25 protein-coding genes and 1 riboswitch are annotated in these 22,761 nt (G+C 37.6%); of the genes, 13 read left to right on the top strand and 12 right to left on the bottom strand.

Features of this window, described 5'->3' with window-relative positions:
- Nucleotides 1-61: 61 nt before the first annotated feature.
- Together mepM and KP712_RS05300 are read left to right on the top strand one after the other, a co-directional pair.
- A complete protein-coding gene (gene mepM, locus KP712_RS05305) occupies nucleotides 62-1,504 on the top strand; it encodes a murein DD-endopeptidase MepM (protein WP_215770631.1) in 1,443 nt (480 codons plus the stop codon).
- Between the two features lie 120 nt (nucleotides 1,505-1,624).
- Nucleotides 1,625-2,581 (top strand): sigma 54-interacting transcriptional regulator, encoded by a 957-nt coding sequence (locus tag KP712_RS05300; protein ID WP_215770630.1) that lies wholly within the window; start codon nucleotides 1,625-1,627, stop codon nucleotides 2,579-2,581.
- 11 nt (nucleotides 2,582-2,592) lie between these two features.
- Here KP712_RS05300 and hflX read toward each other — a convergent pair whose 3' ends face one another.
- The 6 genes from hflX to cmoA all read right to left on the bottom strand — a co-directional run bounded on the left by hflX (nucleotide 2,593) and on the right by cmoA (nucleotide 7,303).
- The gene (gene hflX, locus KP712_RS05295; RefSeq protein WP_215770629.1) at nucleotides 2,593-3,954 is read right to left on the bottom strand and encodes a ribosome rescue GTPase HflX; all 1,362 of its coding nucleotides are present in this window, start codon (nucleotides 3,952-3,954) and stop codon (nucleotides 2,593-2,595) included.
- Between the two features lie 14 nt (nucleotides 3,955-3,968).
- Entirely contained in the window at nucleotides 3,969-4,244 is a 276-nt protein-coding gene (hfq, locus tag KP712_RS05290) for an RNA chaperone Hfq (RefSeq protein ID WP_005641641.1), read from the bottom strand.
- A 90-nt stretch (nucleotides 4,245-4,334) separates the two neighbouring features.
- Nucleotides 4,335-5,303: a 23S rRNA pseudouridine(955/2504/2580) synthase RluC gene (gene rluC / locus KP712_RS05285; RefSeq protein ID WP_215770628.1), complete on the bottom strand. Its 969-nt coding sequence runs from the start codon at nucleotides 5,301-5,303 to the stop codon at nucleotides 4,335-4,337.
- Nucleotides 5,304-5,352: 49 nt separating this feature from the next.
- Nucleotides 5,353-6,021 carry a ribonuclease T gene (gene rnt / locus KP712_RS05280; protein WP_140449654.1) on the bottom strand — a complete coding sequence of 223 codons (669 nt, stop codon included), beginning with the start codon at nucleotides 6,019-6,021 and terminating at the stop codon, nucleotides 5,353-5,355.
- A 73-nt stretch (nucleotides 6,022-6,094) separates the two neighbouring features.
- Nucleotides 6,095-6,502: a lactoylglutathione lyase gene (gene gloA, locus KP712_RS05275; protein WP_005628548.1), complete on the bottom strand. Its 408-nt coding sequence runs from the start codon at nucleotides 6,500-6,502 to the stop codon at nucleotides 6,095-6,097.
- A 75-nt stretch (nucleotides 6,503-6,577) separates the two neighbouring features.
- Entirely contained in the window at nucleotides 6,578-7,303 is a 726-nt protein-coding gene (gene cmoA / locus KP712_RS05270) for a carboxy-S-adenosyl-L-methionine synthase CmoA (RefSeq protein WP_111407624.1), read from the bottom strand.
- A gap of 192 nt (nucleotides 7,304-7,495) precedes the next feature.
- On the opposite strand from cmoA, the gene aspS reads away from it, so the two are divergent.
- The 8 genes from aspS to ruvB all read left to right on the top strand — a co-directional run bounded on the left by aspS (nucleotide 7,496) and on the right by ruvB (nucleotide 14,867).
- A complete protein-coding gene (gene aspS, locus KP712_RS05265; protein ID WP_215770627.1) occupies nucleotides 7,496-9,262 on the top strand; it encodes an aspartate--tRNA ligase in 1,767 nt (588 codons plus the stop codon).
- Between the two features lie 263 nt (nucleotides 9,263-9,525).
- Nucleotides 9,526-10,794: an NRAMP family divalent metal transporter gene (locus KP712_RS05260; protein WP_065265347.1), complete on the top strand. Its 1,269-nt coding sequence runs from the start codon at nucleotides 9,526-9,528 to the stop codon at nucleotides 10,792-10,794.
- A gap of 99 nt (nucleotides 10,795-10,893) precedes the next feature.
- Nucleotides 10,894-11,346 (top strand): dihydroneopterin triphosphate diphosphatase, encoded by a 453-nt coding sequence (nudB, locus tag KP712_RS05255; RefSeq protein ID WP_140449928.1) that lies wholly within the window; start codon nucleotides 10,894-10,896, stop codon nucleotides 11,344-11,346.
- A gap of 12 nt (nucleotides 11,347-11,358) precedes the next feature.
- Entirely contained in the window at nucleotides 11,359-12,099 is a 741-nt protein-coding gene (locus tag KP712_RS05250; RefSeq protein ID WP_048952842.1) for a YebC/PmpR family DNA-binding transcriptional regulator, read from the top strand.
- Nucleotides 12,100-12,115: 16 nt separating this feature from the next.
- A complete protein-coding gene (locus KP712_RS05245) occupies nucleotides 12,116-12,550 on the top strand; it encodes a hypothetical protein (protein WP_111407620.1) in 435 nt (144 codons plus the stop codon).
- A gap of 52 nt (nucleotides 12,551-12,602) precedes the next feature.
- A complete protein-coding gene (gene ruvC / locus KP712_RS05240) occupies nucleotides 12,603-13,175 on the top strand; it encodes a crossover junction endodeoxyribonuclease RuvC (RefSeq protein ID WP_106013994.1) in 573 nt (190 codons plus the stop codon).
- Nucleotides 13,176-13,237: 62 nt separating this feature from the next.
- Nucleotides 13,238-13,852, top strand: a complete 615-nt coding sequence (gene ruvA, locus KP712_RS05235) for a Holliday junction branch migration protein RuvA (RefSeq protein WP_046938633.1) — start codon at nucleotides 13,238-13,240, stop codon at nucleotides 13,850-13,852.
- A gap of 7 nt (nucleotides 13,853-13,859) precedes the next feature.
- Entirely contained in the window at nucleotides 13,860-14,867 is a 1,008-nt protein-coding gene (gene ruvB, locus KP712_RS05230) for a Holliday junction branch migration DNA helicase RuvB (RefSeq protein ID WP_106013995.1), read from the top strand.
- Between the two features lie 7 nt (nucleotides 14,868-14,874).
- Here the strand turns inward: ruvB and KP712_RS05225 are convergent, their stop codons facing one another.
- The 6 genes from KP712_RS05225 to KP712_RS05200 form a co-directional block, all read right to left on the bottom strand.
- On the bottom strand, nucleotides 14,875-15,309 hold the full coding sequence (locus KP712_RS05225) for a SoxR reducing system RseC family protein (protein WP_106013996.1): 435 nt from the start codon (nucleotides 15,307-15,309) through the stop codon (nucleotides 14,875-14,877).
- Entirely contained in the window at nucleotides 15,303-16,076 is a 774-nt protein-coding gene (locus KP712_RS05220) for a class I SAM-dependent methyltransferase (protein WP_215770626.1), read from the bottom strand. The genes KP712_RS05225 and KP712_RS05220 overlap by 7 nt, the downstream gene beginning before the upstream one ends.
- Nucleotides 16,058-17,149 carry a tRNA (uridine(54)-C5)-methyltransferase TrmA gene (gene trmA / locus KP712_RS05215; protein ID WP_048952848.1) on the bottom strand — a complete coding sequence of 364 codons (1,092 nt, stop codon included), beginning with the start codon at nucleotides 17,147-17,149 and terminating at the stop codon, nucleotides 16,058-16,060. The genes KP712_RS05220 and trmA overlap by 19 nt, the downstream gene beginning before the upstream one ends.
- A 143-nt stretch (nucleotides 17,150-17,292) precedes the next feature.
- Nucleotides 17,293-17,628, bottom strand: coding sequence for a DUF413 domain-containing protein (locus KP712_RS05210; RefSeq protein ID WP_005626449.1), 336 nt, complete (start codon nucleotides 17,626-17,628; stop codon nucleotides 17,293-17,295).
- Nucleotides 17,629-17,689: 61 nt separating this feature from the next.
- On the bottom strand, nucleotides 17,690-18,307 hold the full coding sequence (locus KP712_RS05205; RefSeq protein ID WP_065265339.1) for a DsbA family protein: 618 nt from the start codon (nucleotides 18,305-18,307) through the stop codon (nucleotides 17,690-17,692).
- A gap of 12 nt (nucleotides 18,308-18,319) precedes the next feature.
- Nucleotides 18,320-18,586 (bottom strand): YihD family protein, encoded by a 267-nt coding sequence (locus KP712_RS05200; protein ID WP_005631120.1) that lies wholly within the window; start codon nucleotides 18,584-18,586, stop codon nucleotides 18,320-18,322.
- A gap of 64 nt (nucleotides 18,587-18,650) precedes the next feature.
- On the opposite strand from KP712_RS05200, the gene mobA reads away from it, so the two are divergent.
- The 3 genes from mobA to KP712_RS05185 all read left to right on the top strand — a co-directional run bounded on the left by mobA (nucleotide 18,651) and on the right by KP712_RS05185 (nucleotide 22,641).
- Nucleotides 18,651-19,247: a molybdenum cofactor guanylyltransferase MobA gene (mobA, locus tag KP712_RS05195; RefSeq protein WP_140449931.1), complete on the top strand. Its 597-nt coding sequence runs from the start codon at nucleotides 18,651-18,653 to the stop codon at nucleotides 19,245-19,247.
- 2 nt (nucleotides 19,248-19,249) lie between these two features.
- Nucleotides 19,250-21,049 carry an ATP-binding protein gene (locus tag KP712_RS05190; RefSeq protein WP_215770625.1) on the top strand — a complete coding sequence of 600 codons (1,800 nt, stop codon included), beginning with the start codon at nucleotides 19,250-19,252 and terminating at the stop codon, nucleotides 21,047-21,049.
- A gap of 152 nt (nucleotides 21,050-21,201) precedes the next feature.
- Nucleotides 21,202-22,641: a sodium:alanine symporter family protein gene (locus KP712_RS05185; RefSeq protein ID WP_048952852.1), complete on the top strand. Its 1,440-nt coding sequence runs from the start codon at nucleotides 21,202-21,204 to the stop codon at nucleotides 22,639-22,641.
- 75 nt (nucleotides 22,642-22,716) lie between these two features.
- Nucleotides 22,717-22,761, top strand: a riboswitch (PreQ1 riboswitch).

Genomic DNA, 22,761 nt, shown 5'->3' with positions numbered 1-22,761 from the left:
ATGAATTTTCTTTTTAATTTGCAGTCTGAGTGCTGAAAACTTTTTAATTTTAGGAAATCCTGTGCAACACGTAAAATTAGCTCGAGATAGACGGAAAAAGCGTTCTCGCATTAAAGCGGGCGTTTTTTTTATTGCTATTTTGCTGATTTTTACTGGGATTTTACTTACGCTTAAAGATAATGTTGAAAACCATTCTGAATCCAGTCAAATGATGCCGACTGTTGTTGATGGTGTGGCATATCAATCTTTGAACTCATCACCTAAGGATGAGACGATTACAACGCATCCAGTTTCTCATGATGAAGCAACCTCTTATGATGATGAATTACAGGCTCATGATGATGAGGTTGAAGAAGTAAAACCATTCTTAGATGATTTGGATGATCTTCCACAAAATGCTCAAGATGCACTAAGTGGTTTATTAGATGCAGCTGATCAGGCTATTCGAATTACCGATCAATTTAGCCATACCGTTACAAGTGGTGATACTTTAAAAGATGTACTTGAACTTTCTGGTTTGGAAGATGATACAGCAAAGCGTTTAATTGACACGGATTCTCAATTGGCCCATTTAAATGCAGGCCAACAAATTTATTGGATTTTAGATAAAAATGATAATTTAGAATACTTAAATTGGCTTGTTTCAGAAAAAGAAGAGCGAGTTTATGAGCGTTTAGAAAATGGAACGTTTAAACGTCAAGTTATTGAGAAGAAAAGTGTTTGGCGGAAAGAAGTATTAAAAGGTGAGATTAATGGTACTTTTGCCGCAAGTTTGAAAGCTCAAGGATTGGATAATCGTCAGATTAATCAATTAACAACTGCACTTCAATGGCAAGTGAGTATTCAGAAATTGAAAAAAGGAACTAAATTTGCAATTTTAGTTTCTCGTGAATATTTAGATGATAAATTAACTGGACAAGGTAACGTTGAAGCGTTGCACCTTTCATTTGAAGGTAAGAGTTATTATGCTGTGCAAGCAACAAATGGTCGTTATTATAGTCAACAAGGGGAGACTCTAGGTAAAGGTTTTGCTCGTTATCCATTACAACGTCAAGCACGGGTTTCTTCACCATTTAATCCGAATCGTCGTCATCCGGTAACTGGACGTATACGACCACATAAAGGTGTGGATTTCTCTGTTCCACAAGGCACACCTATTATTGCTCCCGCTGATGGTATTGTCGAAAAAGTAGCTTATCAAGCTGGTGGTGCTGGTCGTTATGTTGTCGTTCGACATGGTCGAGAATATCAAACGGTTTACATGCACTTAAGCAAGCCACTTGTGCGTGCAGGACAAGAAATCAAAAAAGGGGAAAGAATAGCACTTTCAGGTAACACTGGTATTTCAACAGGTCCACATTTGCATTATGAATTTCACATTAATGGGCGAGCAGTTAATCCGTTGACGGTTAAATTGCCTGGCACAAGTAGTGGAATGGGCACTGCTGAACGGAAACAATTCCTTGTTCGTGCACGTGAAGCAGAGCGAATGTTAAAATTATAGCCATATAAAATGCGGTCAAGATTGGCCGCATTTTTATTTTCCGATGTGTAAAATAATATTTACACTTTTCTGTAAAAAAACTATCATAACCACATATTATTTCTCTCATATTTCCGATATATGACAACCTTCAAATTTGCTCCTCAACAACCTTTCGATTGTTTTATTGTGCAAAGTGAATCCATGAAAAGTGCGGTAGAAAACGCGAAACGTTTTGCTATGTTTGATGCACCTTTGTTAATTCAAGGTGAAACTGGGAGTGGAAAAGATTTGTTGGCGAAAGCCTGCCATTATCAAAGTTTGCGTCGTGATAAAAAATTTATCGCAGTAAATTGTGCAGGGTTGCCTGATGAAGATGCGGAAAGTGAAATGTTTGGTAGAAAAGTCGGAGACAGTGAAACCATAGGTTTTTTTGAATACGCGAATGAGGGAACTGTATTACTAGATGGCATTGCTGAACTTTCATTGGGTTTGCAGGCTAAATTATTGCGTTTTTTAACAGATGGCTCTTTCCGGCGAGTGGGTGAAGAGAAGGAACATCATGCAAACGTACGAGTGATTTGCACATCACAGGTTCCACTTCATTTGCTTGTTGAGCAAGGTAAAGTTCGTGCTGATTTATTTCATCGCTTAAATGTTCTCACTATTAATGTGCCTCCATTACGTGATCGTATTACAGATATTGAGCCACTGGCACAAGGTTTTTTACAGGAAATCAGTGAAGAACTAAAAATTGCAAAACCAACCTTTGATAAAGATTTCCTTCTTTATTTGCAGAAATATGATTGGAAAGGGAATGTTCGTGAGCTTTATAACACCCTTTATCGTGCCTGCTCTCTGGTACAAGATAATCATTTAACTATCGAAAGTTTAAATCTTGCTCCGGCACAAAGTGGGGTGATTTTTTTGGATGAATTTGAAAATAAAACCTTAGATGAAATCATCGGTTCTTATGAGGCACAAGTTCTAAAATTATTTTATGCGGAATATCCAAGCACGAGAAAATTAGCTCAACGTTTAGGCGTTTCCCATACTGCGATTGCGAATAAATTGAAACAATATGGAATTGGAAAATAATTTTCTATAAATTAGGCATTGTCAGATTGTATTTTAATATCTGCTAATCTAGAAAATTGCTTACATAACTTTAACCACATAATTTTATCAATCTGTATATCTAACAAGAATTCTCCTTGTTCAGAAATTTGTTCATGGCGTACACAATCAAGTTGATAAAAAGCATGGCGAAGTTTGCCTTCGTGTGGTTGTAAAGTTAAAGAAAGAGAAAGTATCTCGTTTTTTAACCGCACTTTAATAGCTTCAAACAATAAATGAATACCCAGTTCATCTTGTGCAGAGAGATAGACTGCAACAGGCTGGTTTTCATCATTGTATTCGATATGCGGTACAACATTTTCCAACAAATCAATTTTGTTATATACCAATAGAACAGGCACTGCTCCTGCACCAATTTCTTCTAGCACATCATTGACGGCATCAATATTTTCTTGTTTTCGCGAGTCAGCCGCATCAATCACATGGAGTAATAAACTGGCTTCAACCGTTTCTTGTAAAGTCGATTTAAAGGCTGAAACCAGATCATGCGGAAGCTGTCGAACAAATCCTACCGTATCCGCTAAAATTGCCGTACCTATATCTTGAATCTGTAATTTTCGTAAAGTGGGATCTAATGTTGCAAACAGTTGATCAGCCGCATAAACCTCTGCATTGGTTAAACGATTAAATAAGGTTGATTTCCCTGCATTGGTATAGCCAACAAGTGAAATTGTTGGAATGTCTGCTTTTTGACGTGTTTGGCGATTTTGATTGCGCTGTTTCTCCACTTTTGCCAATCGATTTTGTAATTGAGAAATGCGCACTTTAATCAAGCGACGATCCGTTTCTAACTGAGTTTCACCCGGCCCACGTAATCCTACCGCCCCTTTTTGTTGATCTAAGCCTGTTTTGCGACGAACTAATCGAGTGGATAAGTGTTTTAGTTGAGCGAGTTCAACCTGTAATTTTCCCTCATGAGAACGTGCTCGTTGGGCGAAAATATCTAAAATGACGCCAGTGCGATCGACCACTCGACAATGACATAAACTTTCTAAGTTACGTGTTTGTGCTGGGGTTAATTGATGGTTAAAAAGCACAACATCAGCATTATGTGATTGCACCGCATCTGCAATTTCTTGAGCTTTTCCCTCACCTACAAAATATTTAGCTTGAGGAGTGCTACGACTGGTGGTGATAGTATCCAGGACATCTACATTGGCTGAATCAGCGAGTAGCAAAAACTCTTGTAGATCGTCAGTGTTTTTATCTTGTGCAAAGAAAACGTGAACCACGATGGCGGTGTCACGAGTATTTTCAGATTGTTGAGATGAAGAAAGTGCGGTTGAAATTTCCTGAGAATTTTCAACCGCACTTAATAAATATTGATTATCCATTGATGGAGCTGTGATTATTCTGCTTGAGTTTCCACACTTTCAACGGCTTCAGGTGTTGCTACATGATGGCTGCTATTGTGATGAGAAACAGAGCGAGCAGGCACAACGGTTGAAATTGCGTGTTTATATACCATTTGGTTCACAGTGTTTTTTAATAAAATCACGAATTGATCGAATGATTCAATTTGACCTTGAAGTTTGATTCCGTTTACAAGGTAGATTGATACAGGAATGCGTTCGCGACGAAGCGCATTTAAGTAAGGATCTTGTAAAGATTGTCCTTTTGCCATTTTGCTATCCTTTGTTGTCGTTATTATGAAATTTGGTGATAGAAACGAGTTGTCTCCGCACGCAAGTGTAGCAATAAACACAAATGTTGTCTATTTGCTTTCCCGTAACTTTTGCAAAATTGCTTTCATTTTATGATCTAGTGGCGCATTGAAACGTAGTGTTTCGCCATTTTTAGGGTGATCAAACCGAATTGAAAAGGCATGTAAGAACAAACGATTCAATCCCAACTCGCTTATTTGTTTATCAAAATCTTTATCACCGTATTTATCATCTAATGCAATAGGATGTCCAGCATATTGTGTATGTACGCGAATTTGATGTGTACGCCCGGTTACTGGTGAAGCCTTCACGAGCGTAGCATTTGTATAGCGTTCTTCAATGCTAAATCGGGTTTCAGATGGTTTACCTTGCTCGCTGACACGCACAATGCGCTCTCCGCTAGATAATTCATTTTTCAAAAGCGGTGCTTGAACAACTTTTACATGGGATTGCCATTGTCCACGGACTAACGCTAAATAATCTTTTTGAATGGTTTTGACACGAAGTTGTTCATGCAAATTACGTAATGCTGAACGTTTTTTAGCAATTAATAAAATACCTGATGTATCGCGATCCAAACGATGAACTAGTTCTAAAAAACGCGCCTCTGGACGCAGTGCTCGTAAGGCTTCAATCACACCAAAATTTAAACCACTCCCTCCATGCACAGCGATTCCTGAAGGTTTATTTAAAACAATTAAACAATCATCTTCAAATAAAATTTGGTTTTCAAGTGCAGCGACTTTATTGAGATTTTTTGAAATTGATGCGTCGTTTTTTTCAGCCACACGCACCGGCGGAACGCGAACGATATCACCTGTTTGAAGTTTATATTCTGGCTTAATCCGGCCTTTATTTACCCGCACTTCACCTTTTCGCACAATACGATAAATTAAACTTTTGGGCACACCTTTGAGTTTTGCCAATAAATAATTATCGATACGTTGACCGCTTTCATCTTCACCAATTGTCAGCATTTTTACTGATGAATTAATGATTTTTTCGTTTTGTTCTGTCATATTTTTCTCTTTCGGCAGACTAAGTGGAGTTTGTCTCTTGAATTTATTCTTATTTGTCATTTACTTTGCAGTCTGGAATGATATGGGGATAACCACCTAAATCTTTTAAATGATTGACCATATAACAGAATAATTCCGCCGTGCGTTCGGTATCATATAGCGCTGAATGGGCTTGTTTACCGTCAAACGGGATTTTAGCGGCAAGACAGGCCTTAACGAGAACAGTCTGACCAAACATTAATCCCGCTAAACTTGCCGTATCAAACATTCCAAAAGGGTGGAAGGGATTACGCTTTACGCCAGTACGTTCAGCTGCAGCCATTACAAAACTTTGGTCGAAAGCAGCATTGTGCGCCACAATGATAGAACGTTGGCAATCTGCATCTTTTTGTCCTCTGCGTACCATTTGAAATAACCCTGTGATTGCATCGAGTTCAGACACTGCGCCACGTAATGGATTGTGAATATCAATGCCATTAAATTTCAAGGATTCTGGATTAATATTTGCCCCTTCAAAAGGCTCGATATGAAAATGGCATTTTTGATCAGGATGCAAATAACCGTTTTCATCCATTTTTAATGTGATTGCGGCTAGTTCGAGTAACGCATCTTTTTTTGCATCAAAACCTGCAGTTTCAACATCAATAATGACGGGGAAATAGCCACGAAAGCGATTTTTTAATTGGTTGTGATAAGGGATTTCTTGAGAATCGGACATAATCTATCTCTTAAAAATAAAATAACGTAGGAATCCCTACGTTATTAAAAATACAATAAAAATTGACCGCACTTTAGTTGCCTAAACCAGATTTAGTACTTTTGTTTTCGATAAATTCAATTTTATAACCATCAGGATCTTCAACAAAAGCAATGACGGTTGAGCCACCTTTAACTGGCCCTGCTTCGCGAGTAACGTTACCACCGCTTGCGCGAACGGCTTCACAAGTCGCATAAATATCATCTACACCGATAGCGATATGTCCATATGCTGTGCCGTGTTCATATTTATCTACGCCCCAGTTGTATGTTAATTCAATTTCTGCCGCACTTTCACCATCTTCGTAACCTAAAAAAGCCAGCGTATATTTGTATTCTGGGTTTTCACTGGTGCGTAATAAGCGCATACCTAAAACATCCTGATAGAATTTGATCGAACGATCTAAATCGCCCACGCGTAACATAGTGTGTAAAATTCGCATTGGTTTAATCCTTTTGTGATAAAAAGTGCGGGCATTATGCCATAAAAAAGTTGAATTAAATAAATTTGTTATGAATTATTTAACCGCAATCATCGAGCCAAAATTAAAGCATTGGAACCAAAGTTCTACTTGTGAAAATCCTACATTTTTTAACCGCACTTTGTGTGTCTCGATAGAATCTGTACGCATCACATTTTCAAGTGCGGTGCGTTTCTGACTCACTTCAAGTTCGCTATAACCATTAGCGCGTTTGAATTGGTGGTGGAGATCAATCAGTAGCTCATTTACCTTTTCATCTTCAAAACGGAATTTTTCTGATAACACAAGCACGCCGTTTGGATTTAAACCTTCATAGATTTTAGTAAGCAATGCTATGCGATCTTCTGGCGGTAAAAATTGCAAGGTAAAGTTGAGAATGACCATTGAGGCATTTTTAATCTCAATGTGGCGAATATCGTCACAGAGAATTTCTACAGGTACTTCACTATGATATGCCGCAATATGTTGACGACAACGTTCAACCATAGGTTGAGAATTATCGATGCCAATAATTTTTACGTTTGGTTGATGAATATTTCGACGTGCCGAAAGTGTGGCCGCACCTCGTGAGCAACCAAGATCATAAACATGACTATCAGCAGTAACGAAACGTTCTGCCAGCATACCGATTGCCGTAATAATGTTGGAATAGCCCGGTACGGAGCGTTGAATCATGTCTGGAAAGACTTCAGCAACGTTTTCATCAAAGGTAAAATCGCCGAGTTTTTCAATAGGCGCGGAAAAAATAGTATCTTTCATGATTTACATTGTGTGCGGGATGTGTTTTTTAACTTTCCACACCCTACGGATTAGAAAATATTTAAAAAGTGCGGTCATTTTAAGGAAAGTTTTCAAAGGGTCAAATAAATTTCCGTTTAAGATTCAAAAGACGTGCCTTTTTCCGTATAATTCTGCGGTATTTTTCCATTTTTATAGAGAGTTAAGGAATTGAATATGATGCGTACACATTATTGCGGAGCATTAAACCGTAACAATATCGGACAAGACGTCACATTAAGCGGTTGGGTTCATCGCCGTCGTGATTTAGGTGGCTTAATTTTTATTGATATGCGCGATCGTGATGGCATCGTGCAAGTATGTTTCGATCCGAAATATCAAGATGCATTGACAGCGGCTGCAGGTTTACGTAACGAATTCTGTATCCAAATTAAAGGTGAAGTGATTGCGCGTCCTGAAAACCAAATCAATAAAAATATGGCAACAGGCGAAGTGGAAGTTTTAGCAAAAGAATTACGTGTTTACAATGCTTCTGATGTGTTACCTCTCGACTTTAACCAAAACAATACTGAAGAACAACGTTTAAAATATCGTTATTTAGATTTACGTCGCCCTGAAATGGCGCAACGTTTGAAAACCCGCGCGAAAATCACCAGTTTTGTACGTCGTTTTATGGATGACAACGGTTTCCTTGATATTGAAACCCCAATGCTTACCAAAGCAACGCCAGAAGGTGCGCGTGACTATTTAGTGCCAAGCCGTGTACATAAAGGCAAATTCTATGCATTGCCTCAATCACCACAGCTTTTCAAACAGCTTTTGATGATGTCTGGTTTTGACCGTTATTATCAAATTGTGAAATGTTTCCGTGATGAAGACTTACGTGCAGACCGTCAGCCTGAGTTTACTCAAATCGATGTGGAAACCTCTTTCTTAACTGCGCCAGAAGTACGTGAAATTATGGAACGTATGGTGCACAGCTTATGGCTTGATACCATTGGTGTAGATTTAGGTAAGTTCCCAGTGATGACTTGGCAAGAAGCGATGCGTCGTTTCGGTTCTGATAAACCGGATTTGCGTAACCCATTAGAAATGGTAGATGTAGCTGATATCGTCAAAAATGTTGATTTTAAAGTATTTAATGAGCCTGCAAACAATCCAAATGGTCGTGTTGCAGTGATTCGTGTACCAAATGGTGCAGAAATTACTCGTAAACAAATTGATGAATATACACAATTTGTTGGTATTTATGGTGCGAAAGGTTTAGCTTGGGCAAAAATAAACGACATCAATGCTGGTCTTGAAGGCGTACAAAGCCCGATTGCGAAATTCTTAAATGAAGAGGTATGGAAAGCATTAGCCGAACGTGTGAAAGCTCAAACTGGCGATATCTTATTCTTTGGTGCAGATAAATGGCAAACCACCACTGATGCAATGGGTGCATTGCGTTTGAAACTTGGCCGCGATTTAGGGTTAACGCGTTTAGATGAGTGGCAACCTCTTTGGGTGATTGATTTCCCAATGTTTGAACGTGATGAAGAGGGGAATCTTGCAGCAATGCACCACCCATTCACTTCACCAAAAGATTTTACGCCAGAACAATTAGAAGCGAATCCAACCGATGCGGTAGCAAATGCTTACGATATGGTGATCAACGGCTATGAAGTAGGTGGTGGTTCTGTACGTATTTTCGATCCGAAAATGCAACAAACGGTATTCCACATTCTTGGTATTGATGAAGAACAGCAACGCGAAAAATTCGGTTTCTTATTAGATGCGTTAAAATTTGGTACACCTCCACATGCAGGTTTAGCATTTGGTTTAGACCGTTTAACTATGCTTTTAACTGGAACGGAAAATATCCGCGATGTGATTGCTTTCCCTAAAACTACAGCAGCAGCGTGCTTGATGACAGAAGCACCTAGCTTTGCGAATCCGCAGGCGTTGGAAGAGTTGGCAATTTCTGTCGTTAAAGCAGAATAAGTTTGAAATATCAGGAATGAAGTGCGGTCAATTTTGACCGCATTTTTGTGAAAAAATTTTATTCACTTAAATATATTACTTTTCTGGTATGAATGTGCTTTAATGTTATTTATTTTAAAATAATATTCTGAAAAATATCCATAATTAGATTTTCGTTCTTTTATTGGTCCTTTTTGTTGGGTTTTGCCTACTTTACCCAAGAATAAAATTCTATTATAAATAAGACCTTTTCGGTTTATGGTCAATTTATAAGAGAAAGTTTTATGAGTGAAGTTTCAACTCCAGTAGAAAAATCAACGTGGGCGAGTAAATTCTCTGCCTTAGGCCCTGGAATCGTGATGGCATCAGCAGCTGTTGGCGGTTCACATATTATTGCATCTACCCAAGCGGGGGCGATCTATGGTTGGGAATTAGTGAGCATTGTTATTCTTGCTAACTTATTTAAATATCCTTTCTTCCGTTTCGGTGTTCAATATACCCTAGATACGGGTAATACCTTGTTAGAAGGTTACCGTCAAAAAGGGAAATTCTATCTTTGGTTATTCCTTGCTTTAAATATTTTTGCGACAGTGATTAATACTGCTGCAGTCGGATTATTAACGGCAGCAATTTTAACCTTTATTACGCCAATTCCACTCCCAATGCCAGTATTAAGCTCATTAGTGATTCTTGTGACAACCGGCATTTTATTATTGGGTAAATACCGTTTATTAGATAGTTTGTCGAAAATCATCATGATTGCTTTAACGGTGACAACCGTGAGCGCAGTGGTGATTGCCTTTATGCGTAACGGGATTAATGGTGTGGCCGCACCTGATTTTGTCGCGCCTTCTCCATGGGAATTAAGCAAATTAGCTTTTTTAGTTGCGTTAATGGGCTGGATGCCTGCACCAATTGAAATCTCTGCAATTAATTCCATGTGGGTGGTGGCAAAACGTCGTTTAACCAAAGTGTCTTATCAAGATGGTTTATTTGACTTCAACGTGGGTTACATCGGTACTGCCATTTTAGCCGTTGTTTTCTTAGCCCTTGGCGCATTGGTACAATATGGTTCTCCTGAAACCGTAGAGATGGTGGGCGGAAAATATATTGCGCAACTTATCAATATGTATGCAAGTACTATTGGTGAATGGGCACGTTTATTAATTGCAGTAATCGCATTCATGTGTATGTTTGGTACAACAATCACAGTAATTGATGGTTATTCGCGTACTAATGTTGAATCTTTACGTATTTTATTTGGTAAACAAGAAAGCTCAGTGAGAATTCTTAATATCGGTATGATTTTGGCAGCATTGTCTGGTTTAGCGATTATTTTTTACTTTAATAATGCCGTTGGGCCGATGTTGAAATTCGCAATGATTGCCTCATTTGTTTCAGCACCAATTTTTGCTTGGTTAAATTTATCTCTGACTAAGCATGCGAAACACAGTGTAAAAGGCGGATTGTTATGGTTATCTCTTATCGGTTTATTCTACTTAACCGCCTTTGCAGGATTATTTATTGTCCAACAAGTTGGCTGGTTAAACTAAATAATTGAGATCATTACCGCCCTTTAGTTTTAAAGTGCGGTAATTTTTTTGAAAGTTTTTAATAGAAAAGGTATGATGCGCCCATTCTCAATCATGTAAATGATAAGTTTGAAATATAAAAATAATCAATCGGTTCTCGTGGTAATTTATGCGAAAAGCTCGAATCGTGTTCTTATGCTTCAACGTCAAGATGATTCCACTTTTTGGCAATCTGTCACAGGTACATTGGAAGCGAATGAAACACCAAGAGCAACTGCGATTCGAGAAGTTTGGGAAGAAGTTGGATTAAAAATAGAAGAAAATTCCACCGCACTTTTTGATTGCAAAGAGAGCATAGAATTTGAAATTTTTCCACATTTCCGATATAAATACGCACCGAATGTGACTCAATGTCATGAACATTGGTTTTTATTGGCAGTTGAGCAGGAATTTGAACCGATATTAAGTGAGCATTTGGCGTATCAATGGGTTTCACCTGAACAAGCGATCCAAATGACGAAATCTTCCAATAATGCGGAAGCAATTAGAAAATATATTCTTAAAGTTAAATAGAAGGAAAACAACATGGCAGGCCATAGTAAGTGGGCTAATATTAAACACCGCAAAGCAGCACAAGATGCACAACGCGGTAAAATTTTTACTAAATTAATTCGTGAACTTGTTACTGCAGCTAAAATTGGTGGTGGCGATGTGAGTGCTAATCCGCGTTTACGTGCAGCAGTTGATAAAGCGCTTAGCAATAATATGACGCGTGATACTATCAACCGCGCTATTGATCGTGGTGTAGGTGGTGGCGATGACACTAATATGGAAACCAAAATTTATGAAGGTTATGGTCCAGGTGGAACTGCTGTGATGGTTGAGTGTCTAAGCGACAACGCAAACCGAACGATCTCACAAGTTCGCCCAAGTTTCACTAAATGTGGTGGTAATTTAGGGACTGAGGGATCGGTTGGTTATTTGTTTAGTAAAAAAGGTTTAATTCTAATTACTGAAGCAGACGAAGATGCGTTAACTGAGGCAGCAATTGAAGCAGGTGCTGATGATATTCAACCCCAAGATGATGGTTCATTTGAAATCTACACTGCTTGGGAAGATTTAGGTTCGGTGCGTGATGGTATTGAAGCAGCTGGCTTTAAAGTTCAAGAAGCTGAAGTGACAATGATTCCATCAACTACCGTCGATCTTGATCTTGAAACTGCGCCTAAATTATTGCGTTTAATTGATATGTTAGAAGACTGTGATGATGTACAAAACGTATATCATAACGGTGAAATTAGTGATGAAATTGCAGCTCAACTGTAATTTTAAGGAGATAATAATGAAATTAGTAAAAGTATTGCCTGTAATGGCTGCGTTTGTTGTATTATCCGCTTGTGCAAGTGAAACAGCAAAAATGGAATCAAAACCAGCCCAAGCTGCAATGCCAACCGTAACAGATAAAACAGTTGTTTATTCTTGTAATAAAAAAACGGTTACGGCAGTTTATCAATTTGAGAATCAGGAAGCCACAGCTGCAATGGTGATGGTTGGTAACAAAGTTATCGCGAAAGATTTTTCTCGTGATACAGCGCAAAAAGATTTTACTTCATTTACTTCAGGCAAATATGTTTGGAACGTAGATAGTGGTTTAACGTTAAATAAATTTGATTCTGTAGTGCCTGTAAATCTTTTAGAAAAAGGTGAAAAATCAGACAAAATTCTAGTAAAGAATTGCGATGTTAATGTAAAAGCTACAGCAAAAGCAAACAAATAATAAAAAAATAAAACGGCTAATGTTAATAGGTTAGCCGTTTATTTTTATTCTTATGAGTATTATTTTAGGCATTGATCCCGGCTCTCGCGTAACTGGTTATGGTGTGATTCGTCAAATAGGAAGACATTTGGAATATCTCGGTAGTGGCGCAATTCGTACTCAAGTTGAAGATTTACCAACCCGTTTGAAACGCATTTATGCTGGAGTAACTGAAATTATCACGCAATTTCAACCTGATATGTTTGCAATTGAGCAAGTGTTTATGGCGAAGAATGCGGATTCAGCTTTGAAACTCGGGCAGGCTCGCGGCACGGCGATTGTTGCAGCGGTAAATCATGATTTACCTGTTTTTGAATATGCCGCACGTTTAGTAAAACAAACAGTGGTGGGTATTGGTTCCGCAGATAAAATACAAGTGCAAGAAATGGTGACTCGTATTTTGAAATTGTCAGATAAACCTCAAGCCGATGCCGCGGATGCGTTGGCTATCGCAATTACACATGCTCATTCTATTCAACATTCTTTACATATTGCTAATTCTGTGAAAATGACAGAAACGCAAGAAAAAATGACCGCACTTTTAAAGACCAGATATAGCCGAGGACGCTTTAGATTAAAAATTTAACTGGATGTTCGTCCAGTTTTATTTTATTCTATGCGTTAAGTTTTTTATCATTCGGAAGAATTATGATCGGTCGCTTACAAGGCATTCTTTTAGAAAAACAACCTCCAGAAATTTTACTTAATGTGCAAGGCGTAGGCTATGAATTGCTTTTGCCTATGACGAGTTTCTATGATTTACCAGAAATTGGTCAAGAAACTACTTTATTCACCCATCTTGTTGTTCGGGAAGATGCTCACTTACTCTTTGGATTTGCCCAGAAAACAGACCGTACTTTATTTCGTGAATTAATTAAAACAAATGGGGTGGGGCCTAAATTAGCCTTAGCGATTTTATCAGCCATGTCGGTCGAACAATTTGCTTATGCGATAGAGAGAGAAGAGCTTTCTAAACTCACCAAAATTCCTGGTGTTGGCAAAAAAACAGCCGAACGTTTGTTAGTTGAACTCAAAGGTAAATTCAAAGGCGTAAAACAAAGCGATTTCTTTGTCGAAAGTACTCATATTCCATCAGCGCCATCTATTGAATCACGTGCAGAAAATTCATCTGATGAAGCTATTTCAGCCTTGATTGCTCTAGGTTATAAACCTTCAGAAGCAGAAAAAATGGTGAAACGAGTAGCTAAACCTGATTTAACAAGCGAGCAAGTTATTCGCGAAGCTTTAAAAGCCGCACTGTAGGTGAGACATGATTGAAGCAGATAGAATTATTAGCGGGCAAGCTAAGATTGATGAAGATGTTATTGACCGCGCTATTCGTCCTAAATTATTAGCGGATTATGTTGGGCAGCCGCAAGTACGCGAGCAAATGGATATTTTCATCAAGGCAGCCAAATTACGTCAAGATGCCTTAGATCATTTATTGATTTTTGGCCCTCCAGGTTTGGGAAAAACAACGCTTGCTAATATTGTGGCAAATGAAATGGGCGTGAATATTCGTACGACATCAGGACCTGTATTGGAAAAAGCGGGGGATTTAGCCGCAATGCTTACTAATCTTGAACCGCATGATGTGTTATTTATTGATGAAATTCATCGACTTTCCCCTGCTATTGAAGAAGTCCTTTATCCGGCAATGGAAGACTATCAATTGGATATTATGATTGGTGAGGGGCCTGCTGCTCGTTCTATTAAATTAGATTTGCCACCTTTTACTTTGGTTGGCGCGACGACTAGGGCGGGTTCTTTGACTTCACCATTGCGTGATCGTTTTGGTATTGTGCAACGTTTGGAATTCTACTCTGTAGAAGATTTAACATCTATCGTTGCAAGAAGTGCGGGGTTTTTGAATCTTGAATTAGAACAGCAAGCTGCTTTTGAGGTGGCTCGTCGTTCACGAGGCACGCCTCGAATTGCAAACCGTTTATTACGACGCGTGCGTGATTATGCAGATGTGCGTAATGGGGGAGTAATTTCTGTAGATGTGGCAAAACAAGCACTTTCAATGCTAGATGTAGACGATGCCGGATTTGATTATTTAGATAGAAAATTATTGTCTGCAGTTATTGAGCGTTTTGACGGCGGGCCAGTAGGGCTGGATAATCTTGCTGCCGCAATTGGTGAAGAACGCGATACCATTGAAGATGTTTTGGAACCTTATTTGATTCAGCAAGGTTTTTTACAACGTACCCCACGTGGGCGAATTGCTACATCACAGACTTATCGACATTTTGGTTTGCAGAAGTTAACAGATTAAATATTATTTATGAGAGAACGCGTAATAAAGTTGGATGAAACTCCGTTTTTTGTGCTAAATTTCTACTATATATTTTCACAAAGATAAATGAAATAGCGGTGGAAAAAAATATTAATATTGTACGAAGAATTTCATTGTGGCTAATATAATCAGAAATTAATGTACTTAATACCAGTGTTAAAAGTGGCACAATATACATTAACAAGGCAGAAAGTAGCATTGATTTTTCTTCTAATCCAATTTCAACAATTTGACCTTCGCGTAATGGCATTAATGTTTCCACATTAAAAATATGCTCGCCACGTTTACCGTTTAATTCTGAAAGGCTTGATGTTCCACAACTGTTTTTAGCTGCGCATTGGCCACAGGCACTTTGGGATTGGCATTTCACTTTGGCAATGCCATTTTCATAGCTAATAACAACGGCACTTTCTCTTAGCATTGGGATGCTCCCATATAAATATCAAAGCGATGATTTTTCGTTTCACGGCTAAAGTGCGGTTGTTTTCCACCAAGAAATTCTGCATAGTCAGGACGCTTAACGACCACACGTTTTTTAGCTAATCGTAGTGCAGGTAAAAGTAATTCATCGGCATCTAAATCAGCCCCGACTAAATGCTGAAATACACGCATTTCTTTTTTTACTAACGCAGATTTTTGTTTATGCGGATACATTGGGTCGAGATAAACCACATCGGCATAATCGCTATTAGGATCAAGTTCATTAATATGCTGAACATTCAGCAAGCGCAAATTTTGTTGCAACATCTCGCCGATTTCCTCATCTTGATAAGCACGATTTAAACCATCTTGCAGAAGTAAAAAAACAACAGGATGACGCTCTACTAAACGAACTTGGCAGCCAATCGACGCCAGCACAAAGGCATCTCGTCCTAGACCTGCTGTGGCATCAATAACTGTTGGCAATTCCGAACCTTTAATCCCTACTGCTTTCGCTACGGCTTCTCCACGTCCACCACCGAACTTACGACGGTGAGCCATTGTGCCGCCTACAAAATCAACATAAACTGCTCCGAGTTTAGGTTCGTCTAGTTTACGAAGTTCTAAACGTTCATCGGTTTGAACAAGCGCAAGTGGGCTTTGTTCATCATGAATAATGTTATGTTCAGCACAAAGTGCGGTCAATTCTGCTAATGTTTTTTCTGGAGATTCAGAAATTAGTTGAATACCTACTTGCGAATGAGCCATACGCCGCTTTCCATGTGGTCAGTGTAAGGGAATTGGTCAAATAACGCCACTTTTTCAATGCAGTGCGTTTTTGAAAGTTCAACAAGATTATCGCACAGCGTATGTGGATTGCAGGAAATATACAAAATGCGATCGTAATTTTGTACAAGTTTCACTGTATCAGGATCAAGCCCAGCGCGAGGTGGATCAACAAAAATGGTATTGCATTCGTAAGCTTTCAAATTAATCCCTTTCAAGCGGTTAAAGGCTCGAACCCCATTCATAGCCTGCGTAAATTCTTCTGCCGACATACGGATAATTTGTAAATTATCGACTTTATTTTCAGCAATATTAAATTGTGCGGCGGCTACGGAAGGTTTGGCGATTTCTGTTGCTAAGACCTTACGGAAATTTTGTGCAAGCGCGATAGAAAAATTACCGTTTCCGCAGTAAAGTTCTAATAAATCACCTTCGCTATTTTGGGTACACTCAATTGCCCATTCAATCATTTTGCAGTTTACCGTTGCATTTGGCTGGGTAAAACTATTCTCAACTTGGCGATAGACACAATTTCTGCCATTCACAGGTAAAACTTCATCCACATAATCTTGCTCAAAACAGATTTTTTGTTTACTTGCACGCCCGATTATTTGCACATCAAAACCTTGCTTTTCGAGTAAATCTTTCAGATTTTTAGCCGCATTTTCCCATTCTTCAGTGAGTGTTTTATGATAAAGCAAGCTCACAATAATCTTATTACTCAAGGTGCTAAGGTAATCAATTTGGAATAATTTTTTGTGTAACACCTCTTGTTGTTTTAACAAAGGTAATAAGGTTTGCATCATTCGATTAATCAGAGTGCTGGCGATTGGAAACTCATCCACGCGATAACGCTGTAGCGTCGCTTGATCAAACATAATATGGTAAAAATCATCTTGCTCATGCCAAATACGAAACTCCGCACGCATACGATAATGGCTTGTTGGAGAGTCAAAAACTTGAATATCCGGCGCATTAAAAGGGCGCAAAAGTGCGGTTAATTTTTCAAGTTTTTTTTGTAGCAGCTCGTTATATTGAGAAATCGGTAATTGCATAGAAATTAGTATTTATAGGGTGTATGAAGACGAATCGTTCATACAAAGATAGGAGAATAAAGTTATCAGCCGTGAATTATGCGAGATTTCACAAGCTATTCAAAAACAAAAGGCAGACTTCCGCCTGCCTTATTTAACGTATCTTATTCGCCGGAATAATCTTCACCGCCAGAGGCAGCTTCACTCACATCACCAGATAAGGTGTAAACACGTTTTTTAGTGTTAATACGAGTACGATATTTATTCCAAGTTTTTTCAAAGAAAGTCTCCGCTGCGCGCTCACCACGGCAAAAAGCGACGAAATCTTTTTCTTCTTTAGTCGCTGGCTCACGTTCCCCTAAGTCTAATGCTTTGAACGCTTGGCCATATTGCTCAAGCACCTGTGATTCTTTGATTGTGTAATCACCGTGACGGGAAAAACCACGTGGGTAGTTTTTGTCGTCAAAGAAACGACGCGTTACGCTAAAACTTGCAGCCATAATATTCTCTCTTCTTTCATTAATATTTACAAAATAGGGCAGGCATTAAACCAATTTTTCGTTATTTTTGCAATAAACCTTTTACGGTTTGCACATAATCTTTCACGAAATCATCGTAATTTAAACCTTCAGGGTTTACGCGGAATTTACCATTGACATAAAAATCAGGTACGCCATGCACTTTAAATTGTTCTGCTGCATTTACTTGTTTATTAACTAAACCATTTACTGCAAAACTATTAATGCCACCATCAAATTGCTCGGCAGTTACACCATTTGATAAGAAAATAGCTCGAATATCATCCATTGATTTCAAGGCATCCTTTTGAGCCGCTTCAAATAATGGTGCCTTTACTTTGCTTTCAGCACCTAATGCCATTGCTAACGCCCAAGCACGCGTTAAGTTTTCAGACTGGCGACCTAAGAAATTCACATGATATTGTTTAAATTTCACGTCTTTTGGTAAAGCATCTGCGACTTGTTGTGGAATTTTGTATTCCATTTCAAAGGCGTAGCAATGCGGGCAGTAGAATGAGAAAAACTCAATAACTTCTTTTTGCTGTGAAGCCTGTTGACTCACTTGAACATATTGTTTGCCTTCTTGTAAATCTGCAGCAAAACTATTTACAGACATAAGCGCGCTGATACCTAAACCTAACGCAAGTAATACTTTTTTCATTTGCTTTCCTTCTTATTTAATGATACCGCGAGCACGAAGCAATGCAGTTTTAAAATCTTCTTCGTAATCTTTTTTGAGACCAGGAATTGGCTCATGTTTATCTGTACCATCCATTTTTAACTGATAAATAATCACCTCATCAGTTAATTCATTTAATGGCTTTTGGAAACCTGATTCATTGGCAATTTTTTGCAAAATTTCCATTAAGCTCAAGTCTGGGTCTTTAGACCAATAAGGCTGTAAAAGTTCCAAAACTTCATTTAAACGCTTACATTTCATTGCTATTTCCTTTTTAATCGTAAAAAATAGGCAAATGATACTTGAAATAACGATAGATTAAAATATGACAATTACAATAAGCGCGGTAATTTTGGCTGGTGGCAAAGCTCGGAGAATGGGCGGACAAGATAAAGGATTACAGATTTTAGGTAAACAATCTTTAATTCAACATGTTATTAATCGCTTGCAACCACAAATTCATGATATTTCGATTAATGCTAACCAAAATCAAACAGAATATGCAAAATTTGGCTTTCCTGTTTTTTCCGATGAACTGCCCGATTTTCAAGGGCCATTAAGTGGCATGCTAACAGCCTTAGAAAAGTCAAAAAGTGACTTCATCCTTTTTACACCTTGTGATACGCCTTTTTTCCCTACGAATTTTTTAGATAAACTCAAAAGTGCGGTTAAAAATGACCGCACTTTAATTGCGTATGCTTGCGATAAGGAACGTGAACATCCCGTTTTTTGTTTGATGTCCGTTCAGCTAAAAGAAAAATTGCGACACTACTTAGCATCGGGTGAACGACGTCTTTTACAGTTTATGAACGAAAATGGTGGGATTTCAGTGAAATTTACGAAAGAAGAAGGCAACTTTGAAAATTTTAATACTCTAGATGATTTAAATTCTTATAGTTCGGATGATTTTAAAGAGGGCTAATAATGAAAAATATAAAGCATTTTGCACAGCGTTACGTTGATTGGGTCATTCGTTTAGGACGAATTCGTTTTTCTTTATTAGGCGTGACGATTTTGGCTATTTTTGCACTATGTACCCAAATTTTATTTAGTTTTTTTATTGTGCATACTATCTCTTGGGGCGATATTATTCGATCAGTTACATTTGGATTGCTCACTGCACCTTTTGTGATTTATTTTTTTACGTTGCTTGTTGAAAGATTGGAACGTTCACGTTTAGAGCTATCTTGTTCTGTTAATCGATTAGAAAAGGAAGTGAATGAGCGAATCATTGCTCAGCAAAAACTTTCCGATGCGCTAGAAAAATTAGAAAAACATAATAGAGATAAAAGCACTTTACTTGCTACTATTAGTCATGAGTTGCGTACACCATTAAATGGTATTGTGGGTTTAAGCCAAATTTTACTTGATGATAAATTAGATGATAAACAACGCAATTATTTGAAAACGATCAATATAAGTGCGGTAAGCTTAGGGTATATTTTTAGTGATATTATTGATTTAGAGAAAATTGATGCAAGCCGGATAGAGTTAAATCTACAACCAACAGATTTTCCTGCATTATTGAATGATATTTATAATTTCGCTAGCTTTTTAGCAAAGCAAAAACATCTTACCTTTCATTTGATTACAGAGCCGGGTTTACCTAATTATTTAACCTTAGATCGTGTTCGTTTAAGCCAAATTTTATGGAATTTAATTAGTAATGCAGTGAAATTTACTGATCATGGGGAAATTACATTAAAAGTAAGTCGGGAGAAAGATTATTATTATTTTAATGTGATTGATACAGGAATGGGGATTGCACCAAAAGAGCAGTCTCGTATTTTTGAACTTTATTACCAAGTAAAAGAGAGTCGTCAGCAAAGTGCGGGCAGTGGTATTGGGTTAGCAATATCTAAAAATCTTGCTAGATTAATGCGGGGGGATTTGAGAGTTGAAAGTGAATTAGGAAAGGGATCAACATTCTATTTATCTATTCAGGCGGAAGAAACGCAAATTAACACAATTAATCATCAAGTTATTCCTCATTTACATATTCTTTTAGTTGAAGATGTTGAACTCAATGTTATTGTTGCAAAAACAATTTTAGAGAAGTTAGGGCATCGGGTAGATGTGGCGATAAATGGTCAGCAAGCTATCGCACTATTTGAAAAAAACTCCTATGATTTACTATTGCTTGATATTAAATTGCCAGATATGACGGGATTTGATATTGCGCAATATTTACGAAAAAATTATGAAGAAGGGATTTATGATTTTTTACCACCGATGATCGCATTCACGGCTAATGTGATGCATAGTGAGAAAGACTATCTTGAAATGGGGATGGATGGTGTATTGCGTAAACCTATTTTAATTAAAGACTTACAGCATTGTCTGCAATACTTTTTCTCAGATGAATCTCATCCTATTTTAAAAATACAAGAAAATGATAATACAGAAGTATTTGATTTGGATCTCATTGAAACTTTAGGTAAAGCACAAGTTTTGGCTAATTTAGATATTTTTAAACAAGTAATGCCCACCTATTTGTCTAAACTATCAGTTAATAATTTAAAAGAAACGGAATCCTTTGCTCATAAAATTAAAGGAGCTGCAGCATCGGTAGGACTCATTCAATTACATAAGTTGGCTGAAGATTTAGAAAAGGCAGCTCAGGTTTCTAATAAGATTATTATTGAGAAATGGATTGAATTAATGAATAAGAACTGGAAAGATGAGGTGGATAGTTTAATTCAATTTTTAAATTATAAACGTTAACTTCAATTTTGATTTTTGAAAATATCTAAAATATTTCTTATTTATTAGATTTTTTCTTTGTTATTGCTGTTTTTTTTGTTGAGTCGCTTAAAAATTATCGAAATTATACCTTGAATTCATATAATTAGATTTTTACTTTTTGAGGGTGTTTTATGGAGTTTGAATTTTCTAAAATTTTGGAACAAGCATTAAGTTGGATTGTTTCACACATTGATGCTCCTTTATGGGATATCACTATTATTATTTTATTAGGTACAGGATTGTTTTTTACTATAACAACTGGATTTGTACAGTTTCGCCTTTTCCCAGCAAGTATTCGAGAAATGTGGTTTGGTAGAGCAACCGAGGGGAATTCTCTTACACCATTTCAAGCCTTTGCTACAGGATTAGCTAGCCGTGTAGGAGTAGGCAATATTGGTGGGGTAGCAACGGCTATTGCATTGGGTGGAGAAGGTGCAGTATTCTGGATGTGGGTGACTGCATTTATTGGTATGTCAAGTGCTTTTGCTGAATCAACCTTGGCACAATTATTTAAAGTTCAAGATAAAGATGGCTCATTTCGCGGTGGCCCCGCATACTACATTATTCAAGGATTACAATCACGTTGCATGGCAGTTTCATTTGCTGTGGCATTAATTTTTACCTTTGGTTTCGCATTTAATTCTGTTCAGGCTAATTCTATTGTTGAAGCAACTCAAAATGCTTGGAATTGGCAAGGTGAATACGTTGGTCTTGCATTAGTGATTTTAACTGCGCTTATTATTTTTGGTGGAATTAAGCGTATTGCAGTAATTTCAAGTAGCTTAGTCCCAATGATGGCACTTTTTTATCTTATTATGGCAGTGATCATTTTGGGAATGCATACAGAAATGATTCCCAGTGTTTTAAGTAATATTATTAAAAGTGCATTTAATTTTGATGCTGCAGCAGGAGGCATGTTTGGAGCATTAGTGTCAAAAGCTATGATGATGGGGATTAAACGTGGGTTATTTTCGAACGAAGCAGGAATGGGATCGGCACCAAATGCTGCAGCCGCAGCCCATGTAAAACACCCAGTTAGTCAAGGATTAGTTCAAATGCTGGGAGTGTTTGTTGATACCATGATTGTTTGTACTTGTACGGCAATTATTATTTTGCTTTCCAATAATTATGGTAATGAAACACTTAAAAGTATTTCTCTTACGCAAACGGCATTACAATATCATGTCGGTGAATTTGGCGTGCATTTTCTTGCTTTTATTTTATTGTTATTTGCTTATTCTTCCATTATTGGGAACTATGCCTATGCGGAGAGTAATATTCGTTTTATTAAGAATAAACCTTGGTTTATTTTTTTATTCCGATTAATGGTACTCTTTTTTGTTTATTTTGGTGCAGTACGATCAGGAAATGTTGTTTGGAGTTTTGCGGATACTGTGATGGCGGTGATGGCTATTATTAATTTAGTGGCTATTTTAATGCTTTCTCCTATTGTATGGAAATTAATGAAAGACTATCAACGTCAACTTAGATCTGGAAAAACACCTGAATTTAATATCAGTAATTATCCAGAGTTAAGTAAGAGGGTATTAGATTACCGTATTTGGAAGTAAATATTTAAATGGCTACTCAATTAGGTAGCCATTTTTATTGTAAAAGATCTTATTTAGCACTAGAATGCTCGTCCTCAATTCGTAGTTCGCAAACCTCCTACATAAAAAAACTAGGTAAAA

The organism is Haemophilus sp. SZY H68 (assembly GCF_018829685.1).
Lineage (GTDB): Bacteria > Pseudomonadota > Gammaproteobacteria > Enterobacterales > Pasteurellaceae > Haemophilus > Haemophilus haemolyticus_K.
This window is presented reverse-complemented; position numbering and strand designations above follow the sequence as displayed.

Coding starts and splice junctions, on each gene's coding strand:
- KP712_RS05300 (WP_215770630.1), top strand. CDS start 1,625: ATGACAACCTTCAAATTTGCTCCTCAACAACCTTTCGATTGTTTTATT.
- hflX (WP_215770629.1), bottom strand. CDS start 3,954: ATGGATAATCAATATTTATTAAGTGCGGTTGAAAATTCTCAGGAAATT.
- hfq (WP_005641641.1), bottom strand. CDS start 4,244: ATGGCAAAAGGACAATCTTTACAAGATCCTTACTTAAATGCGCTTCGT.
- rluC (WP_215770628.1), bottom strand. CDS start 5,303: ATGACAGAACAAAACGAAAAAATCATTAATTCATCAGTAAAAATGCTG.
- rnt (WP_140449654.1), bottom strand. CDS start 6,021: ATGTCCGATTCTCAAGAAATCCCTTATCACAACCAATTAAAAAATCGC.
- gloA (WP_005628548.1), bottom strand. CDS start 6,502: ATGCGAATTTTACACACTATGTTACGCGTGGGCGATTTAGATCGTTCG.
- aspS (WP_215770627.1), top strand. CDS start 7,496: ATGATGCGTACACATTATTGCGGAGCATTAAACCGTAACAATATCGGA.
- KP712_RS05260 (WP_065265347.1), top strand. CDS start 9,526: ATGAGTGAAGTTTCAACTCCAGTAGAAAAATCAACGTGGGCGAGTAAA.
- nudB (WP_140449928.1), top strand. CDS start 10,894: ATGATAAGTTTGAAATATAAAAATAATCAATCGGTTCTCGTGGTAATT.
- KP712_RS05250 (WP_048952842.1), top strand. CDS start 11,359: ATGGCAGGCCATAGTAAGTGGGCTAATATTAAACACCGCAAAGCAGCA.
- KP712_RS05245 (WP_111407620.1), top strand. CDS start 12,116: ATGAAATTAGTAAAAGTATTGCCTGTAATGGCTGCGTTTGTTGTATTA.
- ruvC (WP_106013994.1), top strand. CDS start 12,603: ATGAGTATTATTTTAGGCATTGATCCCGGCTCTCGCGTAACTGGTTAT.
- ruvA (WP_046938633.1), top strand. CDS start 13,238: ATGATCGGTCGCTTACAAGGCATTCTTTTAGAAAAACAACCTCCAGAA.
- ruvB (WP_106013995.1), top strand. CDS start 13,860: ATGATTGAAGCAGATAGAATTATTAGCGGGCAAGCTAAGATTGATGAA.
- KP712_RS05225 (WP_106013996.1), bottom strand. CDS start 15,309: ATGCTAAGAGAAAGTGCCGTTGTTATTAGCTATGAAAATGGCATTGCC.
- KP712_RS05220 (WP_215770626.1), bottom strand. CDS start 16,076: ATGGCTCATTCGCAAGTAGGTATTCAACTAATTTCTGAATCTCCAGAA.
- trmA (WP_048952848.1), bottom strand. CDS start 17,149: ATGCAATTACCGATTTCTCAATATAACGAGCTGCTACAAAAAAAACTT.
- KP712_RS05210 (WP_005626449.1), bottom strand. CDS start 17,628: ATGGCTGCAAGTTTTAGCGTAACGCGTCGTTTCTTTGACGACAAAAAC.
- KP712_RS05205 (WP_065265339.1), bottom strand. CDS start 18,307: ATGAAAAAAGTATTACTTGCGTTAGGTTTAGGTATCAGCGCGCTTATG.
- KP712_RS05200 (WP_005631120.1), bottom strand. CDS start 18,586: ATGAAATGTAAGCGTTTAAATGAAGTTTTGGAACTTTTACAGCCTTAT.
- mobA (WP_140449931.1), top strand. CDS start 18,651: ATGACAATTACAATAAGCGCGGTAATTTTGGCTGGTGGCAAAGCTCGG.
- KP712_RS05190 (WP_215770625.1), top strand. CDS start 19,250: ATGAAAAATATAAAGCATTTTGCACAGCGTTACGTTGATTGGGTCATT.
- KP712_RS05185 (WP_048952852.1), top strand. CDS start 21,202: ATGGAGTTTGAATTTTCTAAAATTTTGGAACAAGCATTAAGTTGGATT.